General features: G+C 63.9%; 12 protein-coding genes. 8 read left to right on the plus strand and 4 right to left on the minus strand.

Annotation, left to right across the window (positions count from 1 at the left end; genetic code table 11):
* Window positions 1–13: 13 nt before the first annotated feature.
* Window positions 14–2,716, minus strand: coding sequence for an aminopeptidase N (gene pepN, locus CAL13_RS08015; protein ID WP_086072032.1), 2,703 nt, complete (start codon window positions 2,714–2,716; stop codon window positions 14–16).
* Window positions 2,717–2,870: 154 nt separating this feature from the next.
* Here pepN and CAL13_RS08020 point away from each other — a divergent pair, with 154 nt between their 5' ends.
* Complete coding sequence (locus CAL13_RS08020) at window positions 2,871–3,509, plus strand: DUF4136 domain-containing protein (RefSeq protein WP_086072033.1); 639 nt, start codon at window positions 2,871–2,873, stop codon at window positions 3,507–3,509.
* 118 nt (window positions 3,510–3,627) lie between these two features.
* Here the strand turns inward: CAL13_RS08020 and CAL13_RS08025 are convergent, their stop codons facing one another.
* Entirely contained in the window at window positions 3,628–3,999 is a 372-nt protein-coding gene (locus tag CAL13_RS08025) for an H-NS histone family protein (protein ID WP_086056940.1), read from the minus strand.
* 119 nt (window positions 4,000–4,118) lie between these two features.
* Here CAL13_RS08025 and CAL13_RS08030 point away from each other — a divergent pair, with 119 nt between their 5' ends.
* The 7 genes from CAL13_RS08030 (at window position 4,119) to glcF (ending at window position 13,235) form a co-directional block, all read left to right on the plus strand.
* On the plus strand, window positions 4,119–4,943 hold the full coding sequence (locus tag CAL13_RS08030) for a carbon-nitrogen hydrolase family protein (protein ID WP_086072034.1): 825 nt from the start codon (window positions 4,119–4,121) through the stop codon (window positions 4,941–4,943).
* Between the two features lie 20 nt (window positions 4,944–4,963).
* The gene (gene tldD / locus CAL13_RS08035) at window positions 4,964–6,424 is read left to right on the plus strand and encodes a metalloprotease TldD (protein ID WP_086072035.1); all 1,461 of its coding nucleotides are present in this window, start codon (window positions 4,964–4,966) and stop codon (window positions 6,422–6,424) included.
* Window positions 6,425–6,720: 296 nt separating this feature from the next.
* Window positions 6,721–7,791, plus strand: a complete 1,071-nt coding sequence (gene aroG, locus CAL13_RS08040; RefSeq protein ID WP_086056943.1) for a 3-deoxy-7-phosphoheptulonate synthase AroG — start codon at window positions 6,721–6,723, stop codon at window positions 7,789–7,791.
* An 88-nt stretch (window positions 7,792–7,879) separates the two neighbouring features.
* Window positions 7,880–9,289, plus strand: a complete 1,410-nt coding sequence (locus CAL13_RS08045) for an FAD-binding oxidoreductase (protein WP_086056944.1) — start codon at window positions 7,880–7,882, stop codon at window positions 9,287–9,289.
* A gap of 72 nt (window positions 9,290–9,361) precedes the next feature.
* Window positions 9,362–10,864, plus strand: coding sequence for an FAD-linked oxidase C-terminal domain-containing protein (locus CAL13_RS08050; protein WP_086056945.1), 1,503 nt, complete (start codon window positions 9,362–9,364; stop codon window positions 10,862–10,864).
* 12 nt (window positions 10,865–10,876) lie between these two features.
* Window positions 10,877–11,986 (plus strand): glycolate oxidase subunit GlcE, encoded by a 1,110-nt coding sequence (gene glcE / locus CAL13_RS08055; protein WP_086056946.1) that lies wholly within the window; start codon window positions 10,877–10,879, stop codon window positions 11,984–11,986.
* Window positions 11,987–11,990: 4 nt separating this feature from the next.
* Entirely contained in the window at window positions 11,991–13,235 is a 1,245-nt protein-coding gene (gene glcF, locus CAL13_RS08060) for a glycolate oxidase subunit GlcF (protein WP_086072036.1), read from the plus strand.
* Here the strand turns inward: glcF and CAL13_RS08065 are convergent.
* Both CAL13_RS08065 and CAL13_RS08070 read right to left on the minus strand, forming a co-directional pair.
* Window positions 13,232–14,671, minus strand: coding sequence for an NAD(P)(+) transhydrogenase (Re/Si-specific) subunit beta (locus CAL13_RS08065; RefSeq protein ID WP_086072037.1), 1,440 nt, complete (start codon window positions 14,669–14,671; stop codon window positions 13,232–13,234). The two genes, glcF and CAL13_RS08065, sit on opposite strands and share 4 nt — an antisense overlap.
* Complete coding sequence (locus CAL13_RS08070) at window positions 14,671–14,985, minus strand: NAD(P) transhydrogenase subunit alpha (protein WP_086056949.1); 315 nt, start codon at window positions 14,983–14,985, stop codon at window positions 14,671–14,673. Before CAL13_RS08070 ends, CAL13_RS08065 begins: the two co-directional genes overlap by 1 nt.
* Between the last annotated feature and the right edge of the window lie 57 nt (window positions 14,986–15,042).

The following is a 15,042-nucleotide window of genomic DNA, read 5'->3' on the forward strand; positions in this document are numbered from 1 at the left end:
GAACAGATAATCTTCAAGCAGCCAGCTCCAGCGCCTTCGAGACGATCTCCATCACGTTGCGGGACAGGCCGGCGTGGCCGCGCACGCGCTCCAGGGCCGCCCGCATGGGATCGCGCAGCGCGGGAACGAAGCGTGACCAGTTGTCCATTGCGCGCGCCAGCCTGGCCGCGACTTCCGGGTTGAGCGCATCGAGCGCGAGTACCTGCTCTTCCCAGAACGCATAACCGGATCCGTCGGGGACGTGCACGCCACGCGCGTTGTTCAGGCAGAACTGGAATATCAGGGCGCGGGCGCGGTTGGGATTGCGCAGAGTGAAGGCCGGGTGCGCCATCAGCCCGCGCACGGTATCCACAGTGGTCGAGCGCGCCGTGGCCTGCAGGCTGAACCATTTGTCGATCACGAGCGGATCCTGCTGCCACTGTTCGTAGAAGCCGCTCAAGGCGCGCGCGGCGGTTTCCTGGTCGCCGTAATTGACCAGCGCCGTCAAGGCGCCCAGGCGATCCGTCATGTTGCCCGCCTGCTCATATTGCGCGAGCGCCCAGGCTTGCGCTTCGGCGTCGCCTCCGGCCATGAGATGGGCCAGCGCCATGTTCTTCAGGGCGCGCTTGCCCGCGGGCTCGGGCGCGGGGCTGTACGGGCCCGGCGTCTGGCAGCTGGCGAAGGCGGCGCGCCATGCGTCGGCCAATTGCCTGCCCAGCTCGGCACGGACGAAATCCCGCGCCACCGCCAAGGCAGGCGGGTCGATGGCCGCCATGCGCTCGGCCAGCGTTTTTTCCGAGGGCAGCGACAGGGCCCGCGCGCGGTAGGCCGCATCCAGGCCGGGATCCTCCAGCAGGGCGCGCCAGGCGGCGACGAAGGCGGGTTTGACATGCAGCTGCGCGCCCGCCTGGTGCAGCGCGGCCAAGCCCAGAATCTCCCGCGTTGCCAGTTCCTGTCCCGCTTCCCAGCGCGAGAACGGATCGGTGTCATGCGCGGACAGCAGCGCAAGCTCTTCGTCCGTCCATGGGTATTCCACGATGACGGGGGCGGAAAAACCTCGAAGCAGGGAAGGAACGGGGGCACTGGGTATATCTTCGAACACCCACTCCTGTCTTTCCGAAACCAGTTCCAGCAATGCCGTCTGGGTTTGCTTGCCGTCCATGCGCAACGTCATGGGGTTGCCATGCCGGTCGAGCAGGCCCAAGGCGAAGGGAATGTGGAACGGCTGTTTGCCGGCGGGATCGGGCGATGTTTTTTCCACCCCTACGGGGGCGCAGCGCTGGGACAGGCCGACGGTGCAGCGGCGCGCGGCCGCGTCGTAATGCAATTCCACGCTGACGCGCGGCGTTCCGGCCTGCCGGTACCATCGCCGGAAAACCGACAAATCGCGGCCCGGATGCTGGCGGGTATATACCGACTCCATTGCGGCGACAAAGTCGTCGCACGTTACCGCCTGGCCGTCGTGGCGACGGAAATACTCGTCCATCCCGGCGCGGAAGCCCCCCTCGCCCAGCAGCGTATGCTGCATCCGGATGACTTCGGCGCCTTTCTCATAAACCGTGGCCGTATAGAAATTGCCGATTTCCTGGTAGCTTTCGGGGCGGATGGGGTGCGCCATCGGGCCCGCATCTTCCGGAAACTGCGCGGCCCGCAACGTCACCACGTCGTCGATTCGTTTGACGGCGCGCGCACTGGCGGCCGCCCGCTCGTCCAGCCCGCGCGCCATCATGTCCGCGCTGAATTCCTGATCCCGGAACACCGTCAGCCCTTCCTTCAAGCTCAGCTGGAACCAGTCGCGGCAGGTAACGCGGTTGCCCGTCCAGTTATGGAAATACTCATGGCCGATGACCGACTCGATTGCCTCGTAGTTCGCGTCCGTCGCCGTCTGCGCGTCGGCCAGCACGTAAGCAGCGTTGAAAATATTCAGGCCCTTGTTTTCCATCGCCCCCATATTGAAGTCGCGCACCGCGACCACCATGAAGCGGTCCAAATCAAGTTCAAGCCCAAAACGGCTTTCATCCCACCGCAGGGCCCGCACGAGCGATTCCAGCGCCCACTCTGTTTTCGATTCGGATCCCGGGTCGCTGTAAACCTGCAGCAGGACCTCGCGTCCAGAAGCCGTTTTCAAACGGGTTTCGCGATGCGTCAGTTGCCCCGCAACCAGGGCAAACAGATAGCAAGGCTTCGGGAAGGGGTCTTCCCAGACGACCTCTTTGCGGCCGTCCGGCAGGGTGCGGCTTTCCAGCAGGTTGCCATTGCTCAGCAGTACGGGATAATCCGGCCGGGCCCGCAGCGTGACGCGATAACGCGACATCACATCGGGCCGGTCCGCAAACCAGGTAATGCGGCGAAAGCCTTCAGCCTCGCATTGCGTGAAGAAGTTCCCGCCGGACACGTAAAGGCCCATCAGCGTGGAATTTTCAGATGGCCGGCAACGGCTGACGATCTCCACGACGGCCTCATTGCCGAGACCGGGCAGGATGAGTTTGTCCGCGTCCAGCTGGTATGCGCCCGGGCTCAGCGGCCGCCCATCCAGCGACACGGAGATGAGCTCTAGTTCGCTGCCATCGAGCTCGAGAGGCGCGTCGCCGCCGCCGGGGTGCCGCCGTACCTCCAGCCGGGACGTAACCGTCGTGACGTCCGGCTCCAGATCGAAGGCCAGCGAAACCTGCGGAATATCGAAGGGATAGGGGCGGTAATCCTTGCGGTAGACGGTGACGGAGGTTTCAGTACGCATGGCATAGCCTGTCTGAGGAAAGTCGGCCCCTATTGTAGGTCGGGCCTTGGGAGGGCTCGCAAAACTTTGCTTCCAGTTTCCTGTCCAATACTGCCGTGCACCGCATTATGATGACCCGTGGGCGCTCGCGCCTCGTCGTTACGCAGGAGTCCTTATGTATCTGACCAAGCTGTATCGCTCATGGCGCATGGCGCACGCTTTCGCCCTGCTTCTGATCCTGGGGATGGTGGCGGGATGCGCCACGACGGAATCGGTCTCGGCGCGCGTCACGTCCTTCCAGCAATGGCCGGCGGACGCGACGGGGCAGCCCTATCGTTTCGTGCTGAACGATCCCGGGCAGAACAACAACCTGGAATATCAGAATTTTCAGGACATGGTGCGCGCCGGCATCGGCAGCACCGGACTCGTGGAGGCCAAGCCGGGCCAGCCGGCCCGCTTTGACGTCTCATTCGCCTATGGCACGACGCAGACACAGGTTAATGTCCGTCAGCCTTACGACCCATATTTTTATGGGGGGTTCGGCCCCGGCTACTACGGACGTCCTTGGGGCCCCTGGGGGTACTGGGGCCCTGACTGGGTCGATGTGCCGGTGGCGGCGTATCGCAATTCGCTCACGGTCATCATCCGGGACGCCAGCCAGGGCGGCAAGGAGGTTTACCGGGCAACTTCGTATAGCGTCTCGGAACGGGAGGAACTGCTGAAGGTGATGCCTTACCTGGTGCGGGCCATCTTCGACAACTTCCCCGCAAACAACGGCTCGGAACGTCGCGTGCGCTATACCGTAGGCCACTGAGCCGTGGCCGGGAACGCTTGCCCCGCGCCGTTCCATTCGTTCGCCAATAAAAACCCCGCAGCCGGAGCCGCGGGGCAGATGGAAGGGCAGAGACCGGCAGTGCCGGAACGGCCGGGATTTACTGGATGAGGAAACTCTCCCGGGAAGCGCCGGCGGCTTCCGCCGCCGTGAGCCAACGCGGCGCCTTGCCGCGGCCGCTCCACGTTTCCTTGGTTTCGGGGTGCCGATACTTCGGCGCGACCGGACGCTTCGCGGGAGTCGCTGCGGCCGTTGCGGCGCTCTTCTTTGCGGGCCCACGGCGCGCGGCGGCGGGCTTGCCGAAAGCGGCCGCAATTTCTTCTGGAGTGATATCGTATTCGCGCATGGACCGCACGATCGAAGCGATCACAGGCTTGCGCCGCTTGAGCTGAAGCGCTTCCGCCTTTTTACGCAGTTTATCGATCTCTTTTTCGATCCTTGCCTGCTGCGCGGCGTAGGTTTCTCTTGGCATGGTGTATCGATCCTTATTATGGGAATTGATTTTCCGTCCAGATTATAGTTATTTTGTCGACAATAGCACAAAATCACTTCTTGGATTATCCCTGGAATTCTTGAATCTATTTGTTTCCGATGACTCATCCTCCTGATCGTCCCGCGTCCTCCCGCATTGCAGCGGTGCAGATGGTAAGCACGCCCATTGTGAAGGAGAATCTGGACGCCGCGGCTCTATTAATCGCAAAAGCGGCCGAATCCGGCGCCGCGCTTGTCGCGCTGCCCGAATATTTCTGCTTCATGGGACAAAAAGATCACGATAAGCTGGCGATTCGGGAAACCGAAGGGGCAGGCCCCATTCAGGAATTTCTATCGGCGCAGGCGCGCCGTTATGGGGTTTATGTGGCCGGCGGCACGCTCCCGCTGGAAAGTCCGGATGAGCGCCGCGTTTACAACACATCGCTCGTATATGGACCGGACGGCAAGCCGCTGACCCGCTACGACAAAATTCATTTGTTCAATTTCAAGCGGGGCGCCGAGGCCTATGACGAATCCATCGCCATCCGGCCCGGAAGCGGCGTCCGGACTTTCGAGACGCCGTTCGCGAAAGTCGGCTTATCGGTGTGCTATGACCTGCGCTTTCCCGAGCTTTACCGGGCGCTGGGCCAAGTCGACCTGATTCTCGTCCCCGCAGCCTTTACCTACACCACAGGCAAGGCACACTGGGAAGTCCTGCTGCGGGCGCGCGCCATCGAAAACCAGTGCTACGTGCTGGCGCCCGCCCAGGGCGGCCTGCACCCCAACGGACGGCGCACGTGGGGCCATTCCATGCTCATCGATCCTTGGGGCGAGATCATCGACGTGCTGGCGGAAGGCCCGGGTGTGGTAGCGGGTAACATAGACACCGCGAGGCTTGCCGAGGTCCGAACGGCCTTGCCCGCGCTGCGCCATCGCGTCATGTGAACCGCCACCGAGTTGTCCGTATGAAAATCACCGATCCCGACATTCATGCCCTGGCCACCGCCAAATCGCTTCTGCTCGACCCTTGGGGACTGAGCGAGGCCGATATGGCGCGCGCCCTTGGCGAAATATTCACCCACAAGGTCGACTACGCCGACCTGTACTTCCAGTACACGCGCAGCGAAGGCTGGAGCCTGGAAGAAGGCATCGTCAAAACGGGCAGCTTTTCGATCGGGCAGGGGGTTGGTGTGCGCGCTATCAGCGGCGAGAAAACGGCTTTTGCCTATTCCGACTCCTTATCGCCTGAAGCTTTGCTTTCATCAGCGCGTGCCGTGCGCGGCATCGCCCGTCAAGGCGCCGGCAAGGCGAAGGTACGGGGCAATGGCGAAGCGGGGCGGGCCCACGACCTTTATCCCGGTATCGATCCGTTGCTTACCATGAGCGCGCCGGACAAGGTTGCGTTGCTGGAGCGCATCGAACGTATGGCGCGAGCGCGCGATCCTCACGTGATCCAGGTCATGGCGGGCCTGGGTGCCGAGTACGATGTCATCCTCGTGGCGGGCAGCGACGGACGGCTGGCCGCCGACGTACGGCCGCTCGTGCGGCTCTCCCTGACCGTGATTGCCGAACGCGACGGCCGCCGCGAGATGGGCCATGCGGGCGGCGGCGGCCGTACCGGACTCGCGTATTTCACCGACGAGATTCTGCGCGGCTATGTGGAACATGCCGTCCATGAAGCCCTCGTCAATCTCGACGCCCGTCCCGCGCCGGCCGGCGAAATGACGGTGGTCCTGGGATCGGGATGGCCCGGCATCCTGCTGCACGAAGCGGTAGGGCATGGTCTGGAAGGCGATTTCAACCGCAAGGGCTCCAGCGTGTTTGCCGGCCGTATCGGCGAACGGGTGGCGGCGAAAGGCGTGACGGTCATTGACGACGGCACGCTGCCCGACAGGCGGGGTTCGCTCAATGTGGACGACGAGGGCAATCCCACGCAGCGCAACGTTCTGATCGAGGATGGCATTTTGCGCGGCTATATGCAGGACACGATGAACGCGCGTCTGATGAAGACAGCCGCGACCGGCAACGGCCGCCGCGAATCGTTCGCGCACCTTCCCATGCCGCGCATGACGAATACGTACATGCTTGGCGGGGACACGCCGCCCGAAGAGATCATCGCGTCGGTCAAGCGCGGCCTTTACGCCGTGAATTTCGGCGGCGGGCAAGTGGATATCACCAGCGGAAAGTTCGTATTCTCCGCGTCCGAAGCCTACATGATCGAAAACGGCAAGGTCACCTATCCGGTCAAGGGCGCTACCCTCATCGGCAACGGTCCGGACGCCATGACGCGAGTCAGCATGATCGGCAACGACATGCGCCTCGACTCCGGCGTGGGCACCTGCGGCAAGGAAGGGCAGAGCGTCCCGGTCGGCGTCGGCATGCCGACCTTGCGCATGGATGGCCTGACCGTCGGCGGCACGGCCTAGCGGGCGGGCGGATTTCTATGCTAGGATTTGTCGCGATTTGAATTGGCGTGCCCGTATCCGGTCACCCAGGCGCGCCGGGCGAAATCCCGGCAATGAGCAGACGAAATGACGCAAGCAAGCAACCGCGGCTTCACCGCCCGATTTTATTTTTATTTTTATGGCTTTCCGATGCCGCTGGCGGAGGAAGGGTTGCGCGCATACTAAGGTTTGCCTGAATCCCCCCGAAAAAGCCGCCAGCACACTGGCGGCTTTTTTTGTGCCCGCCAGCCTGGCCCGTACCCAGGAAGGAGCTTTCCGTGTCACACAATACCGATGACCTGCGTATCCGCGAAATCAAGGAGCTCACGCCGCCCGCGCACGTGATGCGCGAATTTCCCTGCACCCAGCCGGTGTCCGACATCGTTTACTCGGCTCGGCAGGCCCTGCATCGGATACTCCATGGGATGGACGACCGTCTCGCGGTGGTCATCGGACCTTGCTCCATCCACGATCCCGAAGCCGCGCTGGACTATGCGCGGCGGTTGAAAGGAGTGCGCGAGCGCCTGCGCGGCGACCTGGAGATCGTCATGCGGGTTTACTTTGAAAAGCCGCGCACCACGGTCGGGTGGAAGGGCTTGATCAACGACCCCGATCTGGATGGCAGTTTCAACATCAACAAGGGCGTGCGGGTGGCCCGTGAGCTGTTGCTCGAAATCAACGCGCTTGGCCTGCCGGCGGGCTGTGAATTCCTGGACATGATCACGCCCCAATACATCGCCGACCTGGTGTCCTGGGGCGCCATCGGCGCGCGCACGACGGAAAGCCAGGTTCACCGGGAACTGGCTTCGGGGCTTTCCTGCCCGGTCGGATTCAAGAACGGCACCGACGGCAATGTAAAAATCGCAGTCGATGCCATCAAGGCGGCATCGCAGCCGCATCATTTCCTGTCCGTGACCAAGGGCGGGCATTCGGCCATCGTTTCGACCGCCGGAAACGAGGACTGTCATGTCATCCTGCGCGGCGGCAAGACGCCCAATTACGATGCAGCCAGTGTGGGCGCCGCCAGCCAGGAACTGGCAAAGGCCGGGCTGGCGCAGCGGCTGATGATCGACGCCAGCCATGCCAACAGCAGCAAGAATCCGCAGAACCAGCCGCTGGTCGCGCAGGACATTGGCCGCCAGATCGCCGACGGCGATACCCGCATCGTGGGCCTGATGGTGGAAAGCCATCTGCTGGCTGGCAGGCAGGATCTGGTGCCGGGCAGGCCTCTCACCTACGGCCAGAGCATTACCGACGGCTGCATCGACTGGGAGACGTCGGTGCAGCTGCTGGAAGGGCTGGCGCAGGCGGTGCAGGCGCGCCGGCAGGCGCTCGGCAGCGGCAAGTAAGCGCGTGCTGCGGTGCGGCATACCAAAAGGCACAGCGCGAAGGAGCCGCGTCGTAGAATGACGGATTCCCTCCGGTTCGGACAACAACATGAACGACCTGACCGCTCCTTCCGCCTTGCGCCGGCCGCTGCCTGAAGACTGTCTCGCGGAATTGCGAGCCGTCCTCGGCGAACGGCTGTCCACTGCCCAGGCCGTGCGCGAGCACCACGGCCACGACGAATCCCCATACCCGGACGTCCTTCCCGACGCCGTTGCGTTCGCGCACACGACGGAAGAAGTGGCCGCCATCGCGCGAATCTGCAATGCGCATCGCGTCCCGATCGTCGCGTATGGCGCCGGATCTTCGCTCGAAGGCCATCTGCTGCCTGTGCAGGGCGGTATCACGCTGGACCTGTCCCAGATGAATGCCGTCCTCGAGGTGCATGCGGGCGACTTCACTGCTACCGTGCAGGCTGGCGTGACGCGCAAGCAGCTCAACGAATATCTGCGCGATACCGGTTTGTTCTTTCCCGTCGATCCCGGTGCGGACGCGAGTCTCGGCGGAATGGCCGCTACCCGTGCTTCCGGCACGAATGCGGTCCGCTATGGGACCATGCGCGAAAACGTGGTCTCGCTTACCGTCGTCACGGCCGATGGGCGGGTCGTGCGTACGTCGCGCCGTGCCCCGAAGTCGTCGGCCGGATACGACCTGACCCGCATTTTCGTCGGCAGCGAAGGCACCTTGGGCATCATCACTGAAGTGACGGTGAAGCTGTATCCGCAACCCGAGGCCATATCGGCCGCCATCTGCAATTTCGCTTCGCTGGGCGATGCGGTGGACAGCGTTATCGAAATCATCCAGGCCGGCGTGCCGGTCGCCCGGGTCGAGTTCATGGACGAACACGCCGTGCGGGCGGTGAACCGCTACAGCAAGCTGGAACTGCGTGAAACGCCGCTGCTGCTTTTTGAATTTCACGGCAGTACCGCCGGCGTTCAGGAGCAGGCCGAGGTGGTTCAGGAAATCGTGCGCGGCCACGGCGGGATGGACTTCGAGTGGGCCAACCGTCCAGAAGACCGCAACCGGCTATGGGCAGCGCGGCACAACGCCTATTTCGCCGGACTGCAATTGCGGCCGGGCTGCCGGTCGAGCACGACGGACGTATGCGTGCCCATCTCCGCACTGGCCGATTGCGTGCGCGAAACGGCGCGCGATCTCGCCGAGGCGCCATTCCCCACGACCATCGTCGGCCATGTGGGAGACGGCAATTTTCATGTGCTGATGCTGCTGGATCCCGACAGCACGGAAGAATGGGAAGCATCGGAGCGCATCAATCACGCGCTGGTGCGGCGCGCCATCGCGGCCGACGGCACCTGCACCGGTGAGCACGGCGTGGGGCTTCACAAGATGGGCTTCCTGTTGGAGGAGCACGGTCAGGACGCGCTGGATCTGATGCGCAGCCTGAAACACGCATTCGACCCCAACAACATTCTCAATCCGGGAAAGATCATAGATTGGTAGCCGCGGCCCGGGATCGTGCGTTGGGGTAAATCCCTGACTGTGCGTTTGTCCGCCCCGAGCTATCTTTGTGCAATGAACACCCTGGTAGAGACCGACCTTACGGATGCGCAGGTGGCCCCGCCTGCCGTCCCGGAACTGGTGGCCGCATTGCAAGCGGTGTTGCCCGCGCATTGCGTGCTGTACCGCGAAGAAGACACGCGGCCATATGAGTGCGACGGACTGTCCCTGTATCGCGCTTTGCCGGCCGTCGTTTGCTTGCCCGAAAACGAGGCGCAGGTGCAACAGGTCCTGCGGGTATGCAAGCGTTTGAACGCGCCGGTGGTGCCGCGGGGGGCCGGCACCGGTCTCTCGGGCGGCGCCATGCCGCACAGCCAGGGTGTGTTGCTCGGACTTTCCAAGCTGAACCGCATCAAACGGATCGATCCCGAGAACGCCTTGGCAGTGGTCGAGCCCGGCGTGCGCAATTTGGCAATTTCGGAAGCGGTGGCGCCTTACGGCTTGTATTACGCGCCCGATCCTTCCAGTCAGATTGCGTGCTCCATCGGCGGCAACGTCGCCGAAAACTCCGGCGGCGTACGCTGCATGAAGTACGGGCTGACCGTGCACAACATCCTGAAGGCGCGGGTCGTGACGATCGATGGCGACATCGTCGAACTCGGCAGCGAAGCGCCGGATGCGCCGGGTCTGGATCTGCTTGCAGTCTTCATCGGCTCGGAGGGCATGCTCGGCATCGTGACGGAGATCACGGTGAAACTGCTGCCCAAGCCCGTGTGCGCGCAGGTCGTGCTTGCCAGCTTCGCAAGCGTCGAAGCCGCCGGCCACGCGGTCACGCATATCATCGCGGCAGGGATCATTCCAGCCGGGCTGGAGATGATGGACAGGCAGGCGGTGCACATGGTGGAGCCTTTCGTGCAGGCGGGCTACGACATGGACGCCCAGGCCATCCTGCTGTGCGAATCCGACGGTACGCCTGAAGAGGTGGCGCACGAGATCGCCCGCCTGGAAGCCGTGCTGAGGGAAGCCGGCGCGACGCGACTGCAGGTGTCGACTTCCGAGGCGGAGCGGCTACGGTTCTGGGCGGGGCGCAAGAACGCGTTTCCCGCCGCCGGCCGCGTATCGCCGGACTACTATTGCATGGACGGCACGATCCCGCGGCGGCACCTTGCCCGTGTGCTGGGGGCGATTGAACAGATGGAAGACGAGTTCGGCCTGCGCTGCGCCAACGTATTCCATGCCGGCGACGGCAATTTGCATCCACTCATTCTTTTCGATTCCAACAAGCCGGACGAGACCGAACGCGCCGACAAATTCGGCGTGGCGATCCTCGAGCTGTGCGTACAGGTGGGAGGCACCGTGACGGGAGAGCACGGTGTGGGTATGGAGAAAATCAATCAGATGTGCGTGCAATTCTCGCGCGAGGAGCTCGATACGTTCCTCGCCGTCAAGCGTGCGTTCGACCCGAGCTGCCTGCTCAATCCGCAGAAGGTGATTCCCACGCTGGCGCGCTGTGCCGAGTACGGCAAGATGCACGTGCACGGCGGCGAACTGCGATTCCCGGACCTGTCCCGTTTCTGAAGCAGGTTCGTCATGGAATTCGTCCTGTCGGAGTTGTGCGACCAGGTTATGACCGCGCGCGCCGCGCATAAGCCCCTGTTCATCTGCGGCGGCGGCAGCAAGGCTTTCTACGGCAATCATCGGCCCCTGCGGCCGGAGGACGGCCATTGCCTGCTCGACGTCACCGCTTATCGGGGTATCGTCAATTATCAGCCGTCCGAACTTGTCGTCACGGTGCGCGCCGGCACGCCGCTGCGCGAACTGGAGGCGGAGCTGGCGGCGCAAGGCCAGATGTTGCCGTTCGAGCCGCCGCACTACGGAACCTCCGCCACGGTCGGCGGCTGCGTGGCGGCGGGCCTTGCCGGGCCGCGCCGCATGGCGGTCGGCAGCGTGCGCGACTTCGTCCTCGGTGTGCGGCTGCTCGATGCGCACGGCCGCGTGCTCAATTTCGGCGGCGAGGTGATGAAGAACGTGGCGGGCTACGATGTGTCGCGGCTGCTTGCCGGCTCGCTGGGCATTTTCGGCGTGTTGCTGGAAGTCTCGTTGAAGGTCTTGCCGCGGCCGATGATGGAGCGATCCCTGCGGCTGCAGGGTACGCAAAGCGAAGCGCTGGCTGCATTCGCGACGTGGCGGCGTTTGCCCATGCCGGTATCGGCGGCTTGCTGGATACCCATGGGCCGCGACGACCTGGGCGAGATCCTCGTGCGCCTGTCCGGCGCGCCGCCCGCCATCGACGCCGCACAGGCGCGCATTGGCGGCGAGCCGGTGCCCGATGAACGGGCCGCCTTGCTGTGGCAGTCGCTGCGTGAACAGACGCACGAGTTCTTCGACCGGTCTCAACCGCTGTGGCGCATAGCCGTGCCGCCTGCCACCGCGCCCATGGCCCTGGGGCCGACGCTCATCGAGTGGGGGGGCGGGCAGCGCTGGGTCAGCGGTCAGCAAGAGCCAGCATCGATACGCGCGGCAGCGCAGGCGCGTGGCGGCCATGCGACCCTTTTCCGTGCTGCCTCTCATCGGGATGTTCCGCGCGACGGCGTCTTCCATCCGCTGGCGCCCGGCGTGGCTACCTTGACGCGCCGGCTGAAGCAGGAGCTCGACCCGTCCGGCCTTTTCAACCCAGGCCGCCTCACCCTGGAGCTATAGCGCCATGCAAACCCAAATCGCTTCCTGGGCGCGCGATACGGATTACGGCCGCGAAGCCGACGCCATCCTGCGCCGCTGCGTGCATTGCGGTTTCTGCACGGCCACGTGCCCGACTTATCAGGTGTTGGGCGACGAGCTGGACGGTCCGCGCGGCCGTATCTACCTGATCAAGCAGATGCTGGAGGGCGCGGAGCCGACCCGTTCCACCCAGACCCATCTGGACCGCTGCCTGACATGCCGCAATTGCGAAACAACATGTCCGTCCGGCGTCCAGTACGGCCACCTCGTCGATATCGGCCGTGCATTGACAGCCGAGCGGGTGCGCCGTCCGTGGACCGAGCGTGCCGCGCGGGCCTTGCTGCGCAAGGGACTCAACTCCCGGTGGTTCGCGCCCGCGATGCGTTTGGGACAGACCTTGCGGCCCCTCTTGCCCCGCGCCATACAGGCCAAGGTGCCCGTTCGGCGTCCGGCCGGACCATTGCCCGATACCCGCGCGCATTCCAGGCAGGTGCTCCTGCTCGCGGGGTGCGTGCAGCCTTCCATGATGCCCAGCATCGACGCGGCCACCATACGGGTGCTGGACGCGCTCGGTATCGGCAGCATCGTTGCGGCCGGCGGCGGCTGTTGCGGGGCGATCAACCTGCATCTGGATGACGTCCCGGCGGCGCTGGCCCAAATGCGCGCCAACATCGATGCGTGGTGGCCGCTGGTCGAGAGCGGCAAGGTCGAGGCGATCGTGATGAACGCATCCGGGTGCGGTGCGATGGTGAAGGAGTACGCGCATCATCTGCGCAAGGATTCCGCCTATGCCGGCCGTGCCGCGCGAGTCGTGTCGCTGGTGCGTGATGTTTCCGAAGTGGTGGCGCCGCACGCCGGCGAACTGCGGCAACGTTTGAAAACGCCGGTGCGCGCCGCTTTTCATCCGCCGTGCACGCTTCAGCACTGGCAGGGACTGCGGCCGCTTGCCGACAAGCTGTTGGCGGATCTCGGCTTCGATCTGCAGCCGTTTGCGGACCGTCACTTGTGCTGCGGTTCCGCCGGCGCTTATTCGGTGATGAATCCCGGAATGGCGGCCACGTTGCGGGATCGCAAGTTGGCTGCGATCGCGCCGGCGGCTCCGGATGTCATCCTGTCCTCGAACATCGGATGCATCACGCATCTGCAAAGCGGGACGGCCATCCCGGTGCGCCACTGGATCGAAATCGTCGATGAAGGTCTGCGAAGCCCCGCTGGTGCCTGCAAGGGCTAAGCCACTGCCTTGACCATATCCTCAATGACCTTCTTGGCGTCGCCGAACACCATCATGGTGCGGTCCATGTAGAACAACTCGTTGTCCAGGCCGGCGTAGCCGGCGGCCATGGACCGCTTGTTCACGATGATGGTCCTGGCCTTGTACGCCTCCAGAATCGGCATGCCTGCGATCGGCGATTTCGGATCGTTCTTCGCCGCTGGATTGACCACGTCGTTCGCACCAAGAATCAGCACGACATCGGTCTGCCCGAACTCGCCGTTGATGTCGTCCATCTCGAAGACCTGGTCGTAGGGCACTTCCGCTTCGGCGAGCAGCACGTTCATATGCCCCGGCATTCTGCCCGCGACGGGATGGATCGCATAACGGACGGTGACCCCCGCGTCCGTTAGCTTGGCGGCCAGCTCCTTCAGGGCATGCTGGGCGCGCGCCACCGCCAGGCCGTAGCCCGGCACGATGATGACCGATTCCGCGTTCGCCAGGACAAAGGCGGCGTCTTCGGCGCTGCCGGATTTGACGTTGCGCTGCGTGTCGGCCGCCCCTGCGGAGCCCTGTTCCCCGCCGTTGCCGAAGCCGCCCAGCAGCACGTTGAAGAACGAGCGGTTCATCGCCTTGCACATGATGTAGGAAAGAATGGCGCCGGAGGATCCCACCAGCGATCCGGCGATGATCAGCATCGGATTGTTCAGCGAAAAGCCGATGCCGGCCGCCGCCCAGCCGGAATAACTGTTCAACATCGACACGACCACCGGCATGTCGGCCCCGCCGATGGGGATGATGATCAGCACACCCAGCACGAACGCGATCGCCGTCATTGCGGCGAAAGGCGTCCACGAGGGCTGCAATACAAACGCCACGCCGCAAGCGAGCATGACGATCGCCAGCACCAGATTGAGGGCGTGTTGCCCCCGGAACACCACCGGTGCACCTTGGAACAGGCGGAAGCGATAGCGGCCAGAAAGCTTGCCGAAGGCAATGACGGATCCTGAGAACGTGATTGCGCCAACGAAGGTCCCGATGAAGATTTCCACCCGGTTTCCCATGGGGAGAAGGGCGCCCATGGGCGCGATGCCGAAGGCGTGCGGCTCGGCCACCACAGCGACGGCAATCGCCACGGCTGCCAGACCGATCATGCTGTGCATGAAGGCCACGAGCTCCGGCATCTTGGTCATTTCCACGCGCCCGGCCATGATGGTGCCCGCCGTGCCGCCGATCAGCAGTCCAAGCAACACCCAGCCAAGCCCCATCCCGGCGATTCCCGGTCCGGCGAGGCCGACGATCAACGCGCCCGTCGTCAGGACCGCGATCGCCATGCCCGCCATGCCGAATGCGTTGCCCAAGCGCGATGTGGTGGGATGCGACAGGCCCTTCAACGCCTGGATGAAGCAGACGGAGGCGACCAGGTAAAGCAGGGTAACGACGTTCAGGGAAATCATCAGGCGTCCTCCCCGCGCGTTTTCCTTTCCTTCTTTCTGAACATCTCGAGCATGCGCCGAGTTACCAGAAAGCCCCCGAAAACGTTTACCGCAGCCAGGGCAACCGCCAGCACACCCATGCTCCGCGCAAGGTTGCCTTCGGTCAGCGCGGCGGCAAGCATCGCCCCGACGATGATGATGGCCGAGATGGCATTGGTCACCGCCATCAGCGGCGTATGCAAGGCCGGCGTCACATTCCATACGACGTGGTAGCCGACGTACACGGCGAGCACGAATATGATTACGTTGATCAGGGTCGGACTGATGGCATCCATCTCAGTTCTCCATTGCGCTGCAGCCACCGCATCAAACAAACGCGGCCTCCAAACCAA

This window comes from Bordetella genomosp. 9 (assembly GCF_002119725.1).
Classification (GTDB): domain Bacteria; phylum Pseudomonadota; class Gammaproteobacteria; order Burkholderiales; family Burkholderiaceae_B; genus Bordetella_C.

Bases quoted from the DNA above. Each gene is read 5' to 3' on its own strand.
- CAL13_RS08070 (WP_086056949.1), bottom strand. From the start codon at position 14,985: ATGGATGCCATCAGTCCGACCCTGATCAACGTAATCATATTCGTGCTC.
- pepN (WP_086072032.1), bottom strand. From the start codon at position 2,716: ATGCGTACTGAAACCTCCGTCACCGTCTACCGCAAGGATTACCGCCCC.
- CAL13_RS08045 (WP_086056944.1), top strand. From the start codon at position 7,880: ATGAACGACCTGACCGCTCCTTCCGCCTTGCGCCGGCCGCTGCCTGAA.
- CAL13_RS08025 (WP_086056940.1), bottom strand. From the start codon at position 3,999: ATGCCAAGAGAAACCTACGCCGCGCAGCAGGCAAGGATCGAAAAAGAG.
- tldD (WP_086072035.1), top strand. From the start codon at position 4,964: ATGAAAATCACCGATCCCGACATTCATGCCCTGGCCACCGCCAAATCG.
- CAL13_RS08020 (WP_086072033.1), top strand. From the start codon at position 2,871: ATGTATCTGACCAAGCTGTATCGCTCATGGCGCATGGCGCACGCTTTC.
- CAL13_RS08050 (WP_086056945.1), top strand. From the start codon at position 9,362: ATGAACACCCTGGTAGAGACCGACCTTACGGATGCGCAGGTGGCCCCG.
- glcE (WP_086056946.1), top strand. From the start codon at position 10,877: ATGGAATTCGTCCTGTCGGAGTTGTGCGACCAGGTTATGACCGCGCGC.
- glcF (WP_086072036.1), top strand. From the start codon at position 11,991: ATGCAAACCCAAATCGCTTCCTGGGCGCGCGATACGGATTACGGCCGC.
- CAL13_RS08030 (WP_086072034.1), top strand. From the start codon at position 4,119: ATGACTCATCCTCCTGATCGTCCCGCGTCCTCCCGCATTGCAGCGGTG.
- CAL13_RS08065 (WP_086072037.1), bottom strand. From the start codon at position 14,671: ATGATTTCCCTGAACGTCGTTACCCTGCTTTACCTGGTCGCCTCCGTC.